The organism is Kribbella sp. NPDC043289, assembly GCF_056436705.1.
Window position 1 is genome coordinate 182,330 of record NZ_JBWKCB010000006.1, and the last position, 15,607, is coordinate 197,936.

Sequence of the window (15,607 nt, forward strand, 5' to 3'; positions counted from 1 at the left end):
AGATTGACTAGTCAAAGTTGATCACCCACACTGTCTCGCATGATGATCGAAGCTCGCGGGCTTGTCCGCACCTTCAAGACGAAACGCGGACCGGTGCAGGCCGTGCAGGGAGTTGACCTCGATGTCGCCGACGGGGAGATCGTCGGCTTTCTCGGCCCGAACGGGGCCGGCAAGACCACCACGATGCGCATGCTGGCCACGCTGATCACCCCGACCGCGGGGACCGCGACCGTCGTCGGCTGCGATCTCGCGAAGGACCCGGTCGGCGTCCGCCGCGGCATCGGGTACGTCCCGCAGAGCGGCTCCACCCTCCCCGAGGCGGTCGCCGGTGACGAGGTGGTCGACCACGCGCGGCTGTACGGCGTACCGAAGGCGAAGGCCGCGGCGGACGGGCAGCGCCTGTTCGAGGAACTGGACCTGCCCGGACTGTGGCGGCGCCAGTGCAAGACGCTGTCGGGCGGCCAGCGGCGCCGGCTGGACATCGTGATGGGCCTGATCCACAACCCGAAGCTGATCTTCCTGGACGAGCCGACCACGGGTCTCGACCCGCAGGCCCGGGCGAACCTGTGGGACCACATCCGCGGCCTCCGCGACCGCGGCGCGACGATCTTCCTCACCACCCATTACCTGGACGAGGCGGACGCGCTCTGCGACCGGATCCTGGTCATCGACCACGGCAAGATCGTCGCCTCCGGGACGCCGGACAACCTCAAGCAGCAGGTCTCCGGTGACGCCGTCAGGCTCAGCCTCGCCGACGCGACCCAGGCGCCGGAGGTGATGAAGATCGTCCAGGAGCTCGACGGCGCGGCCGAGATCGAGGCCGACGGCGATGGGGTCGGGTTCCGGATCCCGCGCGGCGGTTCGATCCTGCCCGCGCTGCTCCGCTCGATCGATGCCCAGGGCATCGAGCTGCACGGTGTCGAGGTACACCGTCCGACCCTGGACGACGTGTTCCTGACGATGACCGGCCGCTCGCTGCGCGACGAGGACACCCCCGCCCCCACCGAGACGAAGGAAGAGGTTGTCGCATGACCGTCATGCGCGAGACCTGGATCGTGTTCCACCGCGCGATGCGGCTGTCGCTGCGGAACCCGATGTGGTCAATCCTGATGCTCAGCCAGCCGCTGATGTATCTGTTCCTCTTCGGCCCGCTGCTGAAGCCGATCACCGCCCAGATCAGCCAGGGCACGACCACGAACGCCTACCAGGTGTTCATTCCCGGTCTGATCGTCCAGCTCGGTATGTTCGGCGCGATGTTCGTCGGCTTCGGCCTGATCGCGGAGTACCGCGCGGGCGTCATCGAGGCCGACCGCGTGACGCCGGCATCCCGGATCGCTCTGATGGCCGGGCGGGTACTGCGCGACGTCGTCGTACTCGTGGTCCAGTCGGTGCTGCTGCTGGTCGCCGCGCTCCCGCTCGGTCTGCGGGCGCCGTGGGGCGGCGTACTGCTGTCGCTGGTGATCGTCGCGCTGCTCGGCGCCACGTTCGCCTCGCTGTCGTACTCGGTCGCGCTCATCACCAAGAGCGAGGACGCGCTGGCCCCGCTGCTGAACGGCATCGCGATGCCGCTGCTGCTGCTGTCCGGCATCCTGCTGCCGATGCAGATCGGTCCGACCTGGCTGCAGCGGCTGTCCGACATCAGCCCGCTGAAGCACGTGGTGAACGGCGTCCGGGCCCTGTTCCGCGGCGACATCGGCAGCGCGTCGTCGCTGTGGGGCCTGTTCTGGGTGGTGCTGCTGACGGTCGTCGGACTGGCTGTCGGCGCAAGGACCTTCCGCAAGGAATCTGCCTAGTGTTCATCGTCGTGTCGCATGGCCTCGCTACGGTGCGGCCATGCGATCGCCGATGGTCCGCGGGATCGTCGGGTCTGTCGTAGTCGCTCTGGCGAGCCTGGTGACGTCGGTGGTGCCGCCGTCCTCCTGGGTCGCCGCGCTGCCTGTCACCGGCGATCTGCGGCATTCTCTCCCCGGCCGGATGGTCGGACTGACGTTCATGGTCGCCGGGCTCGGGCTGATGGCCTGGGCCTGGCTGACCGTCGGGCGCCGGGTCATGGCCGGCGAGCGGTTCCCGCTGCTCCGCATGACGGCGTACTGGAGTGCACCGCTGCTGCTGGCTCCCCCGCTGTTCAGCCGGGACGCCTGGAGCTACGCGGCGCAGGGCGCACTCGTCGCCGAGGGCTACAACCCGTACGACGTCGGTCCGGGCGTCCTGTCCGGCCACATCATCGAGGCCGTCGACCCGATGTGGATGCAGACCCCCGCGCCGTACGGGCCGCTTCCCCTCGCGTACGGCGGTCTGGTCGCGCACCTCACCATGAACCCGTACCTGCTGATGCTGTCGCACCGTCTGCTCGCCGTACTGGGCATTGTGCTCATCGCCTGGGCCGTACCGCGCCTGGCGACCGCATGTCGGGTCGACTCGAACTTCGCGACCTGGCTGGTCGTGCTGAACCCGATGCTGATCACCCACGGCATCGGCGCGGCCCACAACGACGTACTGATGCTCGGACTGGCCTGCAGCGCGTTCGCACTCGCCCTCACCGGCCGATGGGGTACGGCGGCAGTCGTGGCCGGCGCAGCAGCCGCAGTGAAGCTCCCGGGTGGACTCGTGGCGATCGCCATCGCCGCCGTGATGAGCCCGCTGGCCGGACGGCTGCACCGGTTCGCCAGTCTGGCCATTGCCGGCGCCGTATCGGTGCTGACACTCGTCACCATCGGCGCACTCACCGGTGTGGGCTCTGGCTGGCTCGGAGCGCTCGACGTACCCGGTCTGGTCCGTTCACCGTTCTCGATCGCCAATCTGATCGGTATGGCGGCTTCCGGCGTACTGGGCTGGCTGGGTGAGGACACTGCGGCCACACAGGCACTGCAGATCGTCCGACTGGTCGGCATGCTCGCTGCGCTAGGTCTGATCGCGTGGCTGAGTCTCCGGTCGTCGATCCACTATGCCGCGCGGGCTGTCGGTGTCGCACTGCTTGCCGTGGTCGTGCTGGGGCCCAGCGCCCACGACTGGTACTTCCTGTGGTGTCTGCCGTTCCTGGCCGTCGCACGGCCCGGCCGGCGGCTGACGATGATCATCACCGCGGTCAGCCTCATCTTCACGATCGCCGCACCGCTCAACTCGTCGCTGCGCGGCGCGACGATTCCGATCCTCACGACGACCGCGCTGGTCATCGCGATGGTGGTGCCGCTGCTCAACCACCTCCGCACACTGCACCCGACCCGCAAGACCGAGCAGGCCGAGAAGGTGCCCGTTACAGCTGCTTGAGCGCGGCGACCATGGCCGCGCCGAGCGGGCGGTGGCCGTCGCGGGAGATCCGTACCTCGACCACGTCCAGTCCGGCGACGGTCAGCGCGAGCGCGGCCCGCAGTTCGTCCACGGTCTCCACCCGCGTGTACGGCGTACCGCTGGCGGCGCAGAGTGCGGCGAGATCCACGTTGTGCGGCGTACCGAAGACGCGCTCGAAGTGGGTCGCGTGGTTCGGATCGCCCTGCTCGAGCGTGGAGAAGATGCCGCCGCCGTTGTCGTTGACGACGACGATCCGCAGGTCGGGCCGCGCCTCGTCCGGGCCGATGACGAGCCCGTTGCTGTCGTGCAGGAACGCGAGATCACCGATCAGCGCGTACGTCGGTCCCGCGTTCGCCAGCGCCGCGCCGACGGCGGTGGAGATCGTGCCGTCGATACCGGCGAGGCCGCGGTTGGCGATGGTGCGGATCGGGACGACGGTCGCGAGGTCGAGGTCGCGGACCGGGTTCGAGGACGCGACGACCAGCATGCCGTCGGCGCCGACCGCTTCGCCGACGAGCGCCGCGACGCGCGGGCCGCTCAGGCCGTCCGCGAGCACCTTGTCGAGCTCGGGGCGGGCGAGCTGGTCGGCATGCTGCCAGCGCGCCAGCCAGTCGGTCGTGTCGGCCGCGGTGACCTCGAGCCCGGTCACCACCGACGCCGCGCGGCGGGCCGGGTCGGGCCACAGGCCGGTCGGCGACACGACGATCACCTCGACGTCCGAGCGGGCGAGCAGCTTGGAGATCGGCCGCGACAAGGTCGGATGCCCGAACACCAGCACCCGCTCGATCTCCCCCGCCAGATCGCTTGCCTGCAACAACAAGCGGTACGCCGAGATCACCGACGGACCGATCCGGGCCCGGCTGGACGGCTCTGCGAACAACGGCCAGTGCCCTGCCTCGGCAACCAGCCGGGCGGACTGCGACGCACCGTCGCCCGCTACGACCACCGTCTTCGGACCTGGCGACACTGCGGACGGTTGGCCGGCTGCGGCGCGGATAGCAGTCCAGGGCCCAGCGCTGCGACCCTGCAGCGGCTCCGGCCAGTCAGGTCCCTCTGTGGGGACAAGCGGCTCGTTGAGCGGGCAGTTGAGCTGCACCGGTCCTGGGTCGGCGGAGCGGGCACCAGTCGCGTTGGCCACGGCCCGCGCGACCTGTGAACGCCAGTAGGCGACCTGACCGATCTCACGGACCGGAGTGCCCATTTCGTGGAACAACCGGACCGCGGAGCCGAACACCTTCAGCTGGTCGGTCGTCTGGTTCGCACCGCTTCCCCTGAGCGCCGGCGGCCGGTCAGCGCTCAGCACGATCAGCGGCAGTCCACTGTGCGAGGCTTCGAGGACAGCGGGGTGCAGGTTGGCCACCGCAGTACCGGAGGTTGTCACGACCGGCACCGGCAACCCGCTGCCCCGCATCAGTCCGATGGCGAGGAATCCCGCCGTACGCTCGTCGATGCGGACGTGCAGCCGGAGTCGCCCGTCGCGGTCGGCGGCCGCGAAGGCGAGGGCCAGGGGTGCACTGCGCGAGCCTGGCGACACCACAGCCTCACGGACGCCGGACCGGATCAGTTCGTCAACGACCACCGTCGCAAACGCCGTGGACGGGTTCATCCGGCACTCCTTACTCGGGACAAGCGCTCTTCCCACACCTTGGTCCGGTCCGCATCCGCCCGCGCCGCCTCGAGCAGCTGGGGATCCGGTGCGAGCCGTTTGACCGGCAAGAAGCCGTTGACGGGCAGCAGCGGTTCAGCCACCACCTCTTGGGTGAACATCGACACTGTCGCGAGACCGCAGGCATACGGGAGCTCTGGAAGCGCTGCGGCGAGTGCAACGCCTCCAGCGATCCCTACCGAGGTCTCCAGCGCTGACGACACGACAACGGGCAGACCGATCTGCTCAGCGATCTCCAGACACGCGCGGACGCCACCAATAGGCTGCACCTTCAGTACGGCGATGTCCGCAGCGTCGAGCTTCTTGACCAGATATGGGTCCTCAGCTCGCCGGATGGACTCGTCTGCCGCGATTGGTACGTCGACGCGCCGCCTGACCTCGGCCAGCTCTTCCACGGTGGCTGTCGGCTGCTCGACGTACTCCAGGTCGAATCGCTGCAGCTGCCTGATGCTCTGCACCGCCTGGTCGACGGACCACGCGCCGTTCGCGTCGATGCGCACCCGCCCGCTGCCGATCGCGTCGCGCACTGCTTCGACGCGCTCCAGGTCGTCGGCCAACGTTTGACCCGGCTCAGCCACCTTCACCTTCGCCGTACCGCAGCCTGATGCTCTGACGATCTCTGCTGCCTTCTCGGGTCCGAGCGCCGGCACAGTGCAGTTGACGGGCACCCGGTCGCGCACCGGCGCCGGCCAGCCCTCATCGGCTGCCTCGCGAGCGGCCCGCAGCCAGGACACACAGGTCGCGTCGTCGTAGTCCAGGAACGGGCTCCACTCCGCCCACCCGGCCGGTCCCTCGAACAGCATGCCTTCGCGGACGGTGATGCCGCGGAACTTGTTCTTCAGGCCGAGCGAGTAGGTGATCACCGCACACCGTCCAGCAACGCCTGCCGGTCGACCTTGCCCGAGGCAAGCATCGGCAACGCCTGGAGCGCGACCACGTCACGCGGCGCCCAGGTCCGCGGCAGGGTCTGGCTGACCCAGGCACGCAGTTCGTCCCGGGCCGGCGAGCCTACGACGAACGCCACGACCCGGGTGCCCCATTCAGCGTCGGGAACGCCGAGCACCACGGCGTCCTGCACCTGCGGATGCTCCAGCAACCGCGCCTGCACAGTCGTCAGCGTGACGTTCACCCCACCTGTGATCACCACGTCGTCCACTCGACCTACTACTCGCAGGCGACCGTCCACGAACTCGCCACGGTCCTGCGTCCGGAACCACCCGTCCCGCAGTACCTCCGCGGTGAGCTCCGGCCGCAACCGGTACCCCGAGAACAGCGTGCTGCCCTTGATCCGGATCCGCCCGTCGTCCAGGTCGATCGACGTGCCGTCGAGCGGCACCCCGGCGTACACGCACCCACTCCCGGTCTCCGTCATCCCGTATGCCGGAATCGCGGTCACGCCGGCGTCCGCGGCGCGCGCCTTGAGCGGCTCGGGCGTCGAGGCGCCACCGATGATGATCGCGTCGAACGAGCGCAGCGCGTCCAGGTCTGTCTCGAGATAACGGGCCAGTTGGGTCGGCACCATCGCCGTGTACCGGCGTACCCCGGTCAGCTGAGCCGCCGCCGCGCTGAAGGTGTCTGTGAGGATGACCGGTGTAGTGCCGGCGACGAGAGAACGAGTGAGGATCTGCAGGCCGCCGACGAAGTACGGCTTCATCGGGAGCAGCCACTGACCCGGACCGCCCAGTCGATCGTGGGTGGCCACCGCGGACGCGATCAGCGCGTCCCGCGACAGCAGCACGCCCTTCGGCTCTCCGGAGGACCCGGACGTGGTCAGCACGACCGCGGTGCCGTCCTCGAGCGGCTCGTCCGGCGCCGCTGCCTGTTTCACGCGGACAGCCGCCGCCGCGTCGTCGGGCACCGGCGCGAACGGCGTGCCGGTCCCGTCGAGTACGCCGCTCAACGCGGACAGCACCGCATCCGCCGTACCGGGAACCAGCCGCAAGGTAGCCATGTCACTCTGAGCGTACGGCCCGGCCGCCGTTCCCAGACCGCATACCTGGCCGTCAGAGACCCACGCCACACCCAGCGGGTCGCAGCGCGGGCCGCTGGTGCCGGTCGCCCGTGTGACTGACAGAATCGACGCTCATGGCTACCCCTGCCCAGTGGATCGAAGGCGCCCGCCCCCGCACTCTGCCCGCCGCGATCTCCCCCGTCCTGGTCGGAACCGGTGCGGCGGCGTACCTGGACGGCTTCGTCTGGTGGAAGGCACTGCTCGCGCTCGGCGTCGCCCTGGCGCTGCAGATCGGCGTGAACTACGCCAACGACTACAGCGACGGCATCCGCGGTACGGACGAGAACCGGGTCGGCCCGCTCCGCCTGGTCGGCTCCAAGGTCGCCACGCCGCGGGCAGTCAAGACCGCCGCGTTCACCTGCTTCGGCATCGGCGCCGTCCTCGGCATCGTGCTCTGCGCCACCACGACCTGGTGGCTCCTCGTCGCCGGCGCCGCGTCCCTGCTCGGCGCCTGGTTCTACACCGGCGGCAAACGCCCGTACGGCTATCGCGCGCTCGGCGAGGTCAGCGTCTTCCTGTTCTTCGGCCTGGTCGCCGTCCTCGGTACGACGTACGTCCAGGCGGAGACCCTGAGCTGGACCGCCGTGGCCGGCGCCGTCTCGATCGGCTCCATCGCCTGCGCGCTGCTGGTCGCCAACAACCTCCGCGACATCCCGACGGACTCCGTCACCGGCAAACGCACCCTGGCCGTCGTCCTCGGCGCCGCGAACTCCCGCCGCCTGTACGCCGCCCTGACCGGCCTGGCGTTTCTCCTCGCGGCCGTCTCCGCGATCGCCACCCCCTGGACCCTCCTGGCCTTCATCGCCATCCCCCTGGCCATCAAGTCCGTCCGGATCATCCTCAGCGACGCAGTAGGCCCCGCCCTCATCCCGGTCCTCAAGTTCACCGGCCTCACCGAACTCCTGTACGCCATCGGCCTCGGCATCGGACTGGCACTGGGTAGCTGAAGGGAGTACGGGCGGAGTACGGGCAGCGGCGCGTAGCGACTGCGGCCTAGCGTGCTGCCGAAGCCCCCCGACTCTCCGAAAAGGAAAACAGATGCGTCGCGTCGTACGCCCCATCGTCCTTGCTGCGCTCGCCTTGGCGGCTGCCATCCCCGCCGCCGGCATCACCGCCCCGGCAGCTTCGGCCGCGTCCAACGCGGCCTACCTCAAGCTCGTCTTCAACTGCGCGAAGTTCGGCTCCCCCACGGTGACCGTCGACGGCCCCGGCGCCAAGACCAGCGTCCGCGATGACACCGGCACCTACTATTTCAAGGGCCGAGGCGGTATCTGGACCGTGAAGCGTCTCGCCAACGGCGTGATTGCCCCCAAGACCGCGTACCTCAACATCCCCGCCAACACCACGCGCACCGTCATCGTCTGCAACAAGAACTGGTAACCGCGCTAGGCGACGTTTTCCGTCAGGGAATCCCAGGCGGCCATTGCGCAGGTGATGACGGTCTCCAGGTCGGCGCGGGTGGCGCCGTCGCGGGCCTGGACTGACAGGCCCTGGACAACGGTCGTGTAGTAGCGGGCGATCGCGTCGAGTCGTGCATGCGGTACGTCGGCGGCCAGCCGTTCCCGGATCTCCTCGTACATGCCGTGCCGCCCGTCGGCGAGGAACTGGCGTACGGCGTGGTTCTCGACGGCGCCGGTCGGGGCGGCGAGGATCAGCATGCAGTAGTGCGGGTGCTCGGGATGCGTGATCTGGTCCGCGGTCGCGCGAAGCATCGCGTGGATCGCCTCGCGGGCGGTCGGGCCGTCCCGGAGAGCGCGGCGGGGCGGTTCGCCGGCGGTGGCGCCGTACAGGGTCATGACGTGGCGGAACAGGTCTTCCTTGCTGCCGAAGTACGCGTAGATGCTGGCCGACCGGATGCCCATCGCCGCGGCCAGGTCGCTCAGCGAGGTGCCTTCGTAGCCGCGTTCCCAGAACACGTCCAGGGCCTGGCGCAGCGCGACGTCAGGGTCGAACGTACGCGGTCTGCCGCGGGTGGCCATCGGCTCCTCCGAGGTTTGTTGGTCGATCGACCAAGTTTATCTTGACGCCCCTCACTTCGCGGTGACACGCTTTATTGGTCGATCGACCAACAAAGAGGTGTGTGGGGATGCAAACACTGGTGCAGACGTCGTCGTCCGGGCCGCAGGATCTGAAGCTGACCGACGCCCCGGTCCCCCGTCCCGGTCCGGGAGAAGTGCTCGTCCGGGTGACCGCCGCCGGGGTGAACTTCGTTGACATCTCGCAGGCGCTTGGCACCTTCGCGGGCGGCCCGCAGCCGCCGTACATCGCAGGCATCGAGGCGGCCGGCGAAGTGGTTGCCGTCGGCGACGGCGTCGACCTCACACCCGGCGTGCATGTCGTCGGCGTCTGCATCGGCGGCGGCGCGTTCGCGGAGTACGCCGTACTGCCCGCCGTCGCGACGCTCCCCGTGCCGACCGGGTGGGACGACGACCAAGCGCTGGGCCTGCTCGTCAACTGGCCCACAGCACTGGCAGCCCTCCGCCCGCTCGGGCGCCTGACGGCCGGCGAAACCGTCCTGATCCACGCCGCGGCCGGCGCCACCGGCCAAGCCGCCGTCCGCATGGCCAAGCACTACGGCGCCACGGTGATTGCCACTGCCGGGCCAGGCAAGCACGACGTCGTACGGGCGCTTGGCGCCGACCATGTCCTCGACTCGCACAGTCCTGGCCTCGCTACCGAGGTACTGCGGTTGACCGGTGGAGTCGACCTGGTGCTGGAGTCCGTCGGCGGCCCAACGCTAGAGGCGAGCCTCGCTGTCACCAAGCGGGTCACCGGGCGGGTGGTCGTCTTCGGCCTGGTCGGCGGGGAGGCCGCGATCAGCAACTGGGACCTGGTCTACAAACACCAGGTTCAGCTGATCGGGCTGAACATCGGGATTCTGATCCAGTCCGCGCCGCAACTGTTCGGCGAGGTGATGGGCGAACTGTTCGGCCTGCTCGCGGCCGGAGTCCTGGGTCCCGGGGCGCCGACGACGTACGAGCTGACCGAGGGGCCGAAAGCGCTCGCCGAACTCGAGGCCCGCGCCACGACAGGCAAGCTCGCGCTCTTGCCGTGACCTAGGACGGTTCTTTCCAGAGGCCGGTGGTGGCGAAGGTTTCGAGGGTGGTCGTGTACGGCGTGATGTCGATGCTGCTCGTCCGCAGCCAGTCGTCGTCGTAGTAGGTGTTGCCGTAGCGCTCGCCGCTGTCGCAGAGGAGCGTGACGATGCTGCCGCGGACGCCCGTACGGCGCATCTCGGCGGCCAGGCGGAGTGCGCCCCAGAGGTTGGTGCCGGTGGAGCCGCCGACCAGCCGGCCGGTGACGCGGGAGCAGAAGCGCATCGCGGCGATCGAGGCGGCGTCGGGGACGGCGATCATCCGGTCGACGACGCCGAGCACGAACGAGGGTTCGACGCGCGGGCGGCCGATCCCCTCGATCCGCGACGGACGGCCGGTGGAGAACTCGTGGTCGCCGGCTTCGAACGCCGGGTAGAACGCCGAGTTCTCCGGGTCGACGACCGCGACCGACGTGTCGAACCGCTGGTAGCGGACGTAGCGGCCGAGCGTGGCCGACGTACCGCCGGTGCCGGCGCCGACGACGATCCAGGTCGGGATCGGGTGCTGCTCCAGCGACAGCTGCCCGAAGATCGACTCGGCGATGTTGTTGTTGCCCCGCCAGTCGGTCGCGCGCTCGGCGTACGTGAACTGGTCCATGTAGTGGCCGCCGGTCTCCTCGGCCAGCCGCTTCGCCTCGCCGTAGATCTGCCCGGAGCGTTCGACGAAGTGGCAACTGCCGCCGTAGAACTCGATCAGCTCGACCTTCTCGGGGCTGGTCGAGCGCGGCATCACGGCGACGAACGGGAGGCCGAGCAGCCGGGCGAAGTACGCCTCGCTGACCGCCGTCGAACCACTCGACGCCTCGATCACCGTGGTGCCCTCGTGGATCCAGCCGTTGCAGAGCGCGTAGAGAAACAGTGACCGGGCGAGCCGGTGCTTGAGCGAGCCGGTGGGGTGCACGGACTCGTCCTTGAGATACAGGTCCACGCCGGTACCGTCCGGCATCGGGAACACGTGCAGGTGCGTGTCCGCGCTCCGGTTCGCGTCGGCGTCGACGATCCGGATCGCCTCGGACACCCAGGCCCGCGCCTTCTCGTCACGCCGATCGACCTCGCGGCACACCCCGTCAACCTCACTCATGCGGGCCAGGCTAAGACGTGGCGACCGATTTGAGTATTCCTACGCTCTGCAACCACCACCTCGTACGCCGAGGATCGGTCTCATGATCCCGCTCGGAGCCGTGGAGTTCTCGCCCGGCGACATCGCCCTGATCTTCGCCGTACTCACCCTCGGGGCGACCGCGCTCGCGCTGCCCGCCACCCTCCTGCTCGCCTGGGTCGGCCACCGCCGCGCGAGCCGCCGTCCGGGCCACCACCCGGGCTGGAACGCCACCTGGTACTGGTTCGCCGGTACGGCGCTCTGCCTAGCCACCACCGCCTTCGCCGCGAACAAGGGCCTGGGCTGGTGGTCCGTCCCCCTCGGCTGGACCCCCGCGCTGGCGCTGGCGGCAGCGCTCCGACCCCGATCGGACCCGACCGCGAGCTAGGTTGGGAACCCATGACGACTGGGCAGCAGGGGGATCGATGAGCGAGAACAGTGACCGGCCGACGCGGCAGCGGGTGACGTTGACCGACGTCAGTTCGCGGGCGTGGGAGCACCCGGCGGACCGGGGCGCGCTGGTCGCGCTGCGGCAGCTGAAGGGCTTCGACTACGTCCTGCGGAAGATGTCCGGGATGATCAACGAGCGCGCGTTCCGGCTCCAGTTCCTCGGCGGGGCGATCCGGGTCGACGACCGCCAGTTCCCGAACGTGCACCGGCTCTACACCGAGGCGGCCTCCACGCTCGACGTACGGCAGCTCCCGGAGTTGTTCGTCACCAACAGCCCGATCTGGAACGCGGTCACGATCGGCATGGACCGGCCGTTCATCGTGGTGAACAGCTCCCTGATCAAGGGCCTGGACGAGGAGGAACTGCGGTTCATCCTCGGCCACGAGCTCGGCCACGCCCAGAGCGGCCACGCCCTGTACCAGTCGCTGCTGCTCTGGCTGATGCGTCTCACCGGCGCGATCAACTGGATGCCGATCGGAGCGCTGGGCATCCGGGCCATCATCGCCGCGCTGCACGAGTGGTCCCGCAAGGCGGAGCTGTCCGGCGACCGGGCGGGTCTGCTCGCGGTGCAGGACCCGGCGGTCGCGCTGCGGGTCCAGATGAAGCTCGCCAGCGGCGGTCAGCTCAACGAGCTCGACACCACCGCGTTCCTCGCCCAGGGCACGGAGTACGAGAGCGCCGGCGACCTGCGGGACAGCGTGCTGAAGCTGCTGCTGCTCGAGGCGCAGACGCACCCGATGGCCGTCATCCGGGCCCACGAGCTGCGCCGCTGGGTCGACGAGGGCGAGTACACGACGATCGTCTCCGGCGACTACCCGAAGCGGCAGGACGACGCGAACGCCTCGATCTCCCAGGAGGCGAAGAACGCGGCCAAGTCGTACACCGAGGCGTTCAACCGCTCGCAGGACCCGCTGGCCAAGTTCCTCCGCGACCTCGGCGACGGCCTCGGCGGCGTCCGCGACTGGGTGTCCTCGAAGTTCCCGCCCCGCCCCTGACGAAAACTGAGTGGTCTCCGGTCCGGCCCGAGTGCCATCCTGTGCGCGTGATCGACGTACAAGCAATCGGGCCGGACGACTGGAAGGCCTGGCGGGAGCTGCGGCTCGCGGCGTTGAGCGAGGCGCCGTACGCCTTCGGCTCGCAGCTGGCGGACTGGATCGACGCGCCGGAGGAACGCTGGCGGGAGCGGTTGAGTGTGCCCGGCTGCTACCAGGTGATCGCGTCGCTGGACGGCGTACCCGCGGGGATGGCCGGCGGTTTCCCCGAGGAAGACCCGCGTACGGCGGAGCTGGTATCGATGTGGGTCGCGCCCGTCGGCCGCGGCAAGGGCGTCGGCAACGCACTGATGGCCGCCATCGAGGACTGGGCCCGCGGCATCGGCGCCGCCACCCTGAAACTCTCGGTTGTCCCCGGCAACGACCCCGCCCACAACCTCTACCTGCGCAGCGGTTTCACCGACACCGACGAACCGGGCGACCTGATGCTCAACGGGGTAAGCCGCGAACTCGTGATGCGCAAGCAACTCTGACCGATCAGCGCCCCAGGTCGCCGCGCCGTCCACGCGGCCCTTCGGGACGTCGCCCGGGCGCCTGTCCGTCGCCTTGCACACCGAGCGACCCCTGGTCGAGCGTCTGAGGGCCGGGAGCTTCCGGTTCGGTGGCAGGCGTCACCAGCGCGGCCGCCCGGTCACCGAGCCGGTTCTGCATCCCGGTGACGAAGTACCGGCTCGGCGCGGTCTCCCAGGTTCCCCGAGCGCGTTCGATGTCGTTGATCCGCTCGTGCAGCACCGGTTCCTGACCGCGCTGCGTGGTCTGATCGCAGAACCAGTACCGGGTCGCCTCCCGGGCGGTGTAGTCGTACCCCTTGGCCGCGACGTCGACGACCTCGATCCCCCCGTCCGGCGTCTCGTCGAAGGTGATGTACGCCGGTCCGTGCTCGTCGGACTGCGCCGCGACCGTCACCCGGTTCCCGTTCACCGGCGGGACCGGGATTTCGGACTGCTTGACCTTGTTGTCGCTCTGCACGTCCCGGACGATCTCCGCGGCCAGCTCCCGGTCCGCGTCGACCGCGTGGTCCAGCCGTCGTACGGACCCGTTGGCCTCCCGGAAGTCCGTGAGCAGTTGGGAGACCTGGTCGAGCCCACGCGCGGTCGGCCAGCCTGACTTCGCCTCCGCGGACACGATCGCGACCCGGGTGGCGTCCGGGAGGAAGACCTTTACGCGGGTCTCGTCGTCGAGCGGCCGGACGTCGGTCACCTGCAGACCGAGCGCCGGCAGCTGCTCCGACGCGGCCTCGGCGTCGGTCAGGAACATGGCGACCGGCGTCTGCCGGTACGACCGCTCGTACACGCCGTCGACGACCGCGGCGGTCAAGGCGTCGTCGGCACCCGGCACGGCACCGAACGTCCCGAGCTCCCAGCGCGGGCCGACGTTCCGGACGCTCGCCGCGGCCACGGGCGCCCCGTCGAGTACGGCGACCGCCACAAGCTGGTCGCTCTCCTCGGAGTTCAACGCGCGCCACATGCCGTCGACGCCGGGCTGCACCGATCCGTCCGCGTCTCCCGCCGCCGCCCACACTTCGTCGGACGCCCGCTCCTGCAGGTCGGCCAGCTTCGGATCGGACGACCCGAGCAGCAGCACGTCGCCGCCGGCCTCCCGGAACCGTTGCACGCCGGCCGCCAGCGCGGCCGGGTCGGCGGACGGGATGGTGGGGGTGTCCAGGACCTTCAGCACCTCCGCCAGGCGTGCCGCCGAATCCTTGTCGAGATGCCGGAGGTTGCTTTCCATCCGGGCGGTGATGGACTTGGCGTCGGCAGAGCTGACCGAGTACTCACGATTCCCCATGTACTCGATCGCACCGGCCTCGGAGAACGAGACCGCGCCGCCGCGCAGGCCGGCGCTCTCCAGCATCGCGAACTCGATCGCCCGCTTCGCGCCGACGTCGGCGGTCCCGAGGAAACGCAGTACGTGCACGTCACCGGTGGCCTTCTGCCCGGTCGTGATCAGGCCTCGTGGCCGGCCGTCCGCCATCGCGACCAGCGTCCGCACACCGGGCTTGTCCGGGAGCGGGTTCTGGGCGAGCAGGTGCGACCCGGGGACGAGCTCGAGCATGGCGAGACCGGCCGCGTCCCGATCCACCGGGTCGGCGTGGTCGTACACCTCGAGCGTGCCGCCCCGGTCGAGCCAGCCCTTCAGCTCGGTGGCCCAGCGCCGTGGCCCTTGTCCACCGGCGACCGCCGACTGCACCTGCGGGAATGGGTCCCGGCCGTCGGCCTGGCGGAGCGCCACCTGCTCGGCGATGTGCCGTACGTCGTCTGCCGTCCAGGTCTGCGCGGCCGACTTCGTGCTGCGCGCCTGCCCGTTGGACCAGATCATCCGCCGGGCCTCGAGCGCCCGCGGCCCGTGCCAGGTATCCGGCGACACCTGATGCGAGAGGTTCAGCGTCTCGCGCGCGGCGATCGATGCGAGCGCGTACTGCGTGGCGTACCCGGCCTGTTCGCCGCTCGGTAGCGAGACGTCCTCGAGCACCGCCGCCGGCGCCGACGGGAACGTCGTACCACCGCCGACCACTACCAGGTCGTCGTTGTCCCGCCGGAAGGTCACGACGGTCATCGGTCCGTCGTCGCCGACCTCGGCCACCAGCGCGTACTCCGCGTCCTGATGCGCGAGGGCGTCGACCGCGGCCCGCTGGGACCGCCAGCCGGGGCCGCGGTCGATACCGGGCAGTCCGCGGCGCAGCGTCTCGGTCAGGTGCTCGGTCTCGGCGAAGGTGTTCCCGACGCGGCGGCTGTAGCGCTGCCAGTCGGCCGCGGAGCGCTTCGCGATCACCCGCACCGTCGCGCCCGGCCGGCTCACGAACCCGCTCACTCCGGCAGCGATCGATGCCACGGTCCCCTGCTGGTGCTGATTCGGTTCGTCGGCCACCCTGTCACTCTAGGTGCGCTCGGGAGCAGACGAAGGGCCCGCTTCCCCCCTCCCGGGAAGCGGGCCCTTCGCGTTTCAG

Annotated in this window: 15 protein-coding genes; 9 read left to right on the top strand and 6 right to left on the bottom strand. The window is 69.9% G+C overall.

Annotated features, from left to right (window positions below; all coding sequences use genetic code 11):
• The first annotated feature begins 39 nt into the window (after positions 1-39).
• The 3 genes from AC0662_RS31600 to mptB are packed head-to-tail and all read left to right on the top strand — an operon-like array spanning position 40 to position 3,267.
• Complete coding sequence (locus AC0662_RS31600; RefSeq protein WP_478305209.1) at positions 40-1,032, top strand: ATP-binding cassette domain-containing protein; 993 nt, start codon at positions 40-42, stop codon at positions 1,030-1,032.
• Positions 1,029-1,793 (top strand): ABC transporter permease, encoded by a 765-nt coding sequence (locus AC0662_RS31605; protein WP_452193497.1) that lies wholly within the window; start codon positions 1,029-1,031, stop codon positions 1,791-1,793. The genes AC0662_RS31600 and AC0662_RS31605 overlap by 4 nt, the downstream gene beginning before the upstream one ends.
• A 40-nt stretch (positions 1,794-1,833) precedes the next feature.
• Positions 1,834-3,267: a polyprenol phosphomannose-dependent alpha 1,6 mannosyltransferase MptB gene (gene mptB, locus AC0662_RS31610; RefSeq protein WP_478305211.1), complete on the top strand. Its 1,434-nt coding sequence runs from the start codon at positions 1,834-1,836 to the stop codon at positions 3,265-3,267.
• On the opposite strand, the gene menD is transcribed toward mptB, so the two are convergent.
• Genes menD through menE form a run of 3 tightly spaced genes read right to left on the bottom strand, consistent with a single transcriptional unit; the run spans position 3,254 to position 6,905 of the window.
• Positions 3,254-4,894: a 2-succinyl-5-enolpyruvyl-6-hydroxy-3-cyclohexene-1-carboxylic-acid synthase gene (gene menD / locus AC0662_RS31615; RefSeq protein WP_478305213.1), complete on the bottom strand. Its 1,641-nt coding sequence runs from the start codon at positions 4,892-4,894 to the stop codon at positions 3,254-3,256. The genes mptB and menD overlap by 14 nt on opposite strands.
• Positions 4,891-5,817 (bottom strand): o-succinylbenzoate synthase, encoded by a 927-nt coding sequence (locus tag AC0662_RS31620; protein ID WP_478305215.1) that lies wholly within the window; start codon positions 5,815-5,817, stop codon positions 4,891-4,893. The genes menD and AC0662_RS31620 overlap by 4 nt, the downstream gene beginning before the upstream one ends.
• Entirely contained in the window at positions 5,814-6,905 is a 1,092-nt protein-coding gene (gene menE, locus AC0662_RS31625; RefSeq protein WP_478305217.1) for an o-succinylbenzoate--CoA ligase, read from the bottom strand. The genes AC0662_RS31620 and menE overlap by 4 nt, the downstream gene beginning before the upstream one ends.
• Positions 6,906-7,039: 134 nt before the next feature.
• Between menE and AC0662_RS31630 the strand changes: the two genes are divergently transcribed.
• Both AC0662_RS31630 and AC0662_RS31635 read left to right on the top strand, forming a co-directional pair.
• Positions 7,040-7,912 (top strand): 1,4-dihydroxy-2-naphthoate polyprenyltransferase, encoded by an 873-nt coding sequence (locus tag AC0662_RS31630; protein ID WP_452193488.1) that lies wholly within the window; start codon positions 7,040-7,042, stop codon positions 7,910-7,912.
• A 91-nt stretch (positions 7,913-8,003) separates the two neighbouring features.
• The gene (locus AC0662_RS31635; RefSeq protein ID WP_478305219.1) at positions 8,004-8,345 is read left to right on the top strand and encodes a hypothetical protein; all 342 of its coding nucleotides are present in this window, start codon (positions 8,004-8,006) and stop codon (positions 8,343-8,345) included.
• Positions 8,346-8,350: 5 nt separating this feature from the next.
• Here the strand turns inward: AC0662_RS31635 and AC0662_RS31640 are convergent, their stop codons facing one another.
• Entirely contained in the window at positions 8,351-8,944 is a 594-nt protein-coding gene (locus tag AC0662_RS31640; protein WP_478305221.1) for a TetR/AcrR family transcriptional regulator, read from the bottom strand.
• Positions 8,945-9,051: 107 nt separating this feature from the next.
• Between AC0662_RS31640 and AC0662_RS31645 the strand changes: the two genes are divergently transcribed.
• A complete protein-coding gene (locus tag AC0662_RS31645; RefSeq protein ID WP_478305223.1) occupies positions 9,052-10,020 on the top strand; it encodes an NADPH:quinone oxidoreductase family protein in 969 nt (322 codons plus the stop codon).
• Position 10,021: 1 nt separating this feature from the next.
• On the opposite strand, the gene cds1 is transcribed toward AC0662_RS31645, so the two are convergent.
• Positions 10,022-11,140, bottom strand: coding sequence for an L-cysteine desulfhydrase Cds1 (gene cds1, locus AC0662_RS31650; RefSeq protein WP_478305225.1), 1,119 nt, complete (start codon positions 11,138-11,140; stop codon positions 10,022-10,024).
• A gap of 82 nt (positions 11,141-11,222) precedes the next feature.
• Here cds1 and AC0662_RS31655 point away from each other — a divergent pair, with 82 nt between their 5' ends.
• The 3 genes from AC0662_RS31655 to AC0662_RS31665 are packed head-to-tail and all read left to right on the top strand — an operon-like array spanning position 11,223 to position 13,133.
• A complete protein-coding gene (locus AC0662_RS31655; protein WP_478305227.1) occupies positions 11,223-11,546 on the top strand; it encodes a hypothetical protein in 324 nt (107 codons plus the stop codon).
• A 37-nt stretch (positions 11,547-11,583) separates the two neighbouring features.
• Positions 11,584-12,603, top strand: a complete 1,020-nt coding sequence (locus AC0662_RS31660) for a M48 family metallopeptidase (RefSeq protein WP_452193477.1) — start codon at positions 11,584-11,586, stop codon at positions 12,601-12,603.
• A gap of 47 nt (positions 12,604-12,650) precedes the next feature.
• Positions 12,651-13,133, top strand: coding sequence for a GNAT family N-acetyltransferase (locus AC0662_RS31665; protein WP_452193475.1), 483 nt, complete (start codon positions 12,651-12,653; stop codon positions 13,131-13,133).
• Between the two features lie 4 nt (positions 13,134-13,137).
• Here the strand turns inward: AC0662_RS31665 and AC0662_RS31670 are convergent, their stop codons facing one another.
• The gene (locus AC0662_RS31670) at positions 13,138-15,528 is read right to left on the bottom strand and encodes a hypothetical protein (protein ID WP_478305229.1); all 2,391 of its coding nucleotides are present in this window, start codon (positions 15,526-15,528) and stop codon (positions 13,138-13,140) included.
• Between the last annotated feature and the right edge of the window lie 79 nt (positions 15,529-15,607).

Excerpts from the sequence above, each read along its gene's own strand:
- AC0662_RS31600 (WP_478305209.1), top strand. The coding sequence starts at position 40 with ATGATGATCGAAGCTCGCGGGCTTGTCCGCACCTTCAAGACGAAACGC.
- AC0662_RS31605 (WP_452193497.1), top strand. The coding sequence starts at position 1,029 with ATGACCGTCATGCGCGAGACCTGGATCGTGTTCCACCGCGCGATGCGG.
- mptB (WP_478305211.1), top strand. The coding sequence starts at position 1,834 with ATGCGATCGCCGATGGTCCGCGGGATCGTCGGGTCTGTCGTAGTCGCT.
- menD (WP_478305213.1), bottom strand. The coding sequence starts at position 4,894 with ATGAACCCGTCCACGGCGTTTGCGACGGTGGTCGTTGACGAACTGATC.
- menE (WP_478305217.1), bottom strand. The coding sequence starts at position 6,905 with ATGGCTACCTTGCGGCTGGTTCCCGGTACGGCGGATGCGGTGCTGTCC.
- AC0662_RS31630 (WP_452193488.1), top strand. The coding sequence starts at position 7,040 with ATGGCTACCCCTGCCCAGTGGATCGAAGGCGCCCGCCCCCGCACTCTG.
- AC0662_RS31635 (WP_478305219.1), top strand. The coding sequence starts at position 8,004 with ATGCGTCGCGTCGTACGCCCCATCGTCCTTGCTGCGCTCGCCTTGGCG.
- AC0662_RS31640 (WP_478305221.1), bottom strand. The coding sequence starts at position 8,944 with ATGGCCACCCGCGGCAGACCGCGTACGTTCGACCCTGACGTCGCGCTG.
- AC0662_RS31645 (WP_478305223.1), top strand. The coding sequence starts at position 9,052 with ATGCAAACACTGGTGCAGACGTCGTCGTCCGGGCCGCAGGATCTGAAG.
- cds1 (WP_478305225.1), bottom strand. The coding sequence starts at position 11,140 with ATGAGTGAGGTTGACGGGGTGTGCCGCGAGGTCGATCGGCGTGACGAG.
- AC0662_RS31655 (WP_478305227.1), top strand. The coding sequence starts at position 11,223 with ATGATCCCGCTCGGAGCCGTGGAGTTCTCGCCCGGCGACATCGCCCTG.
- AC0662_RS31660 (WP_452193477.1), top strand. The coding sequence starts at position 11,584 with ATGAGCGAGAACAGTGACCGGCCGACGCGGCAGCGGGTGACGTTGACC.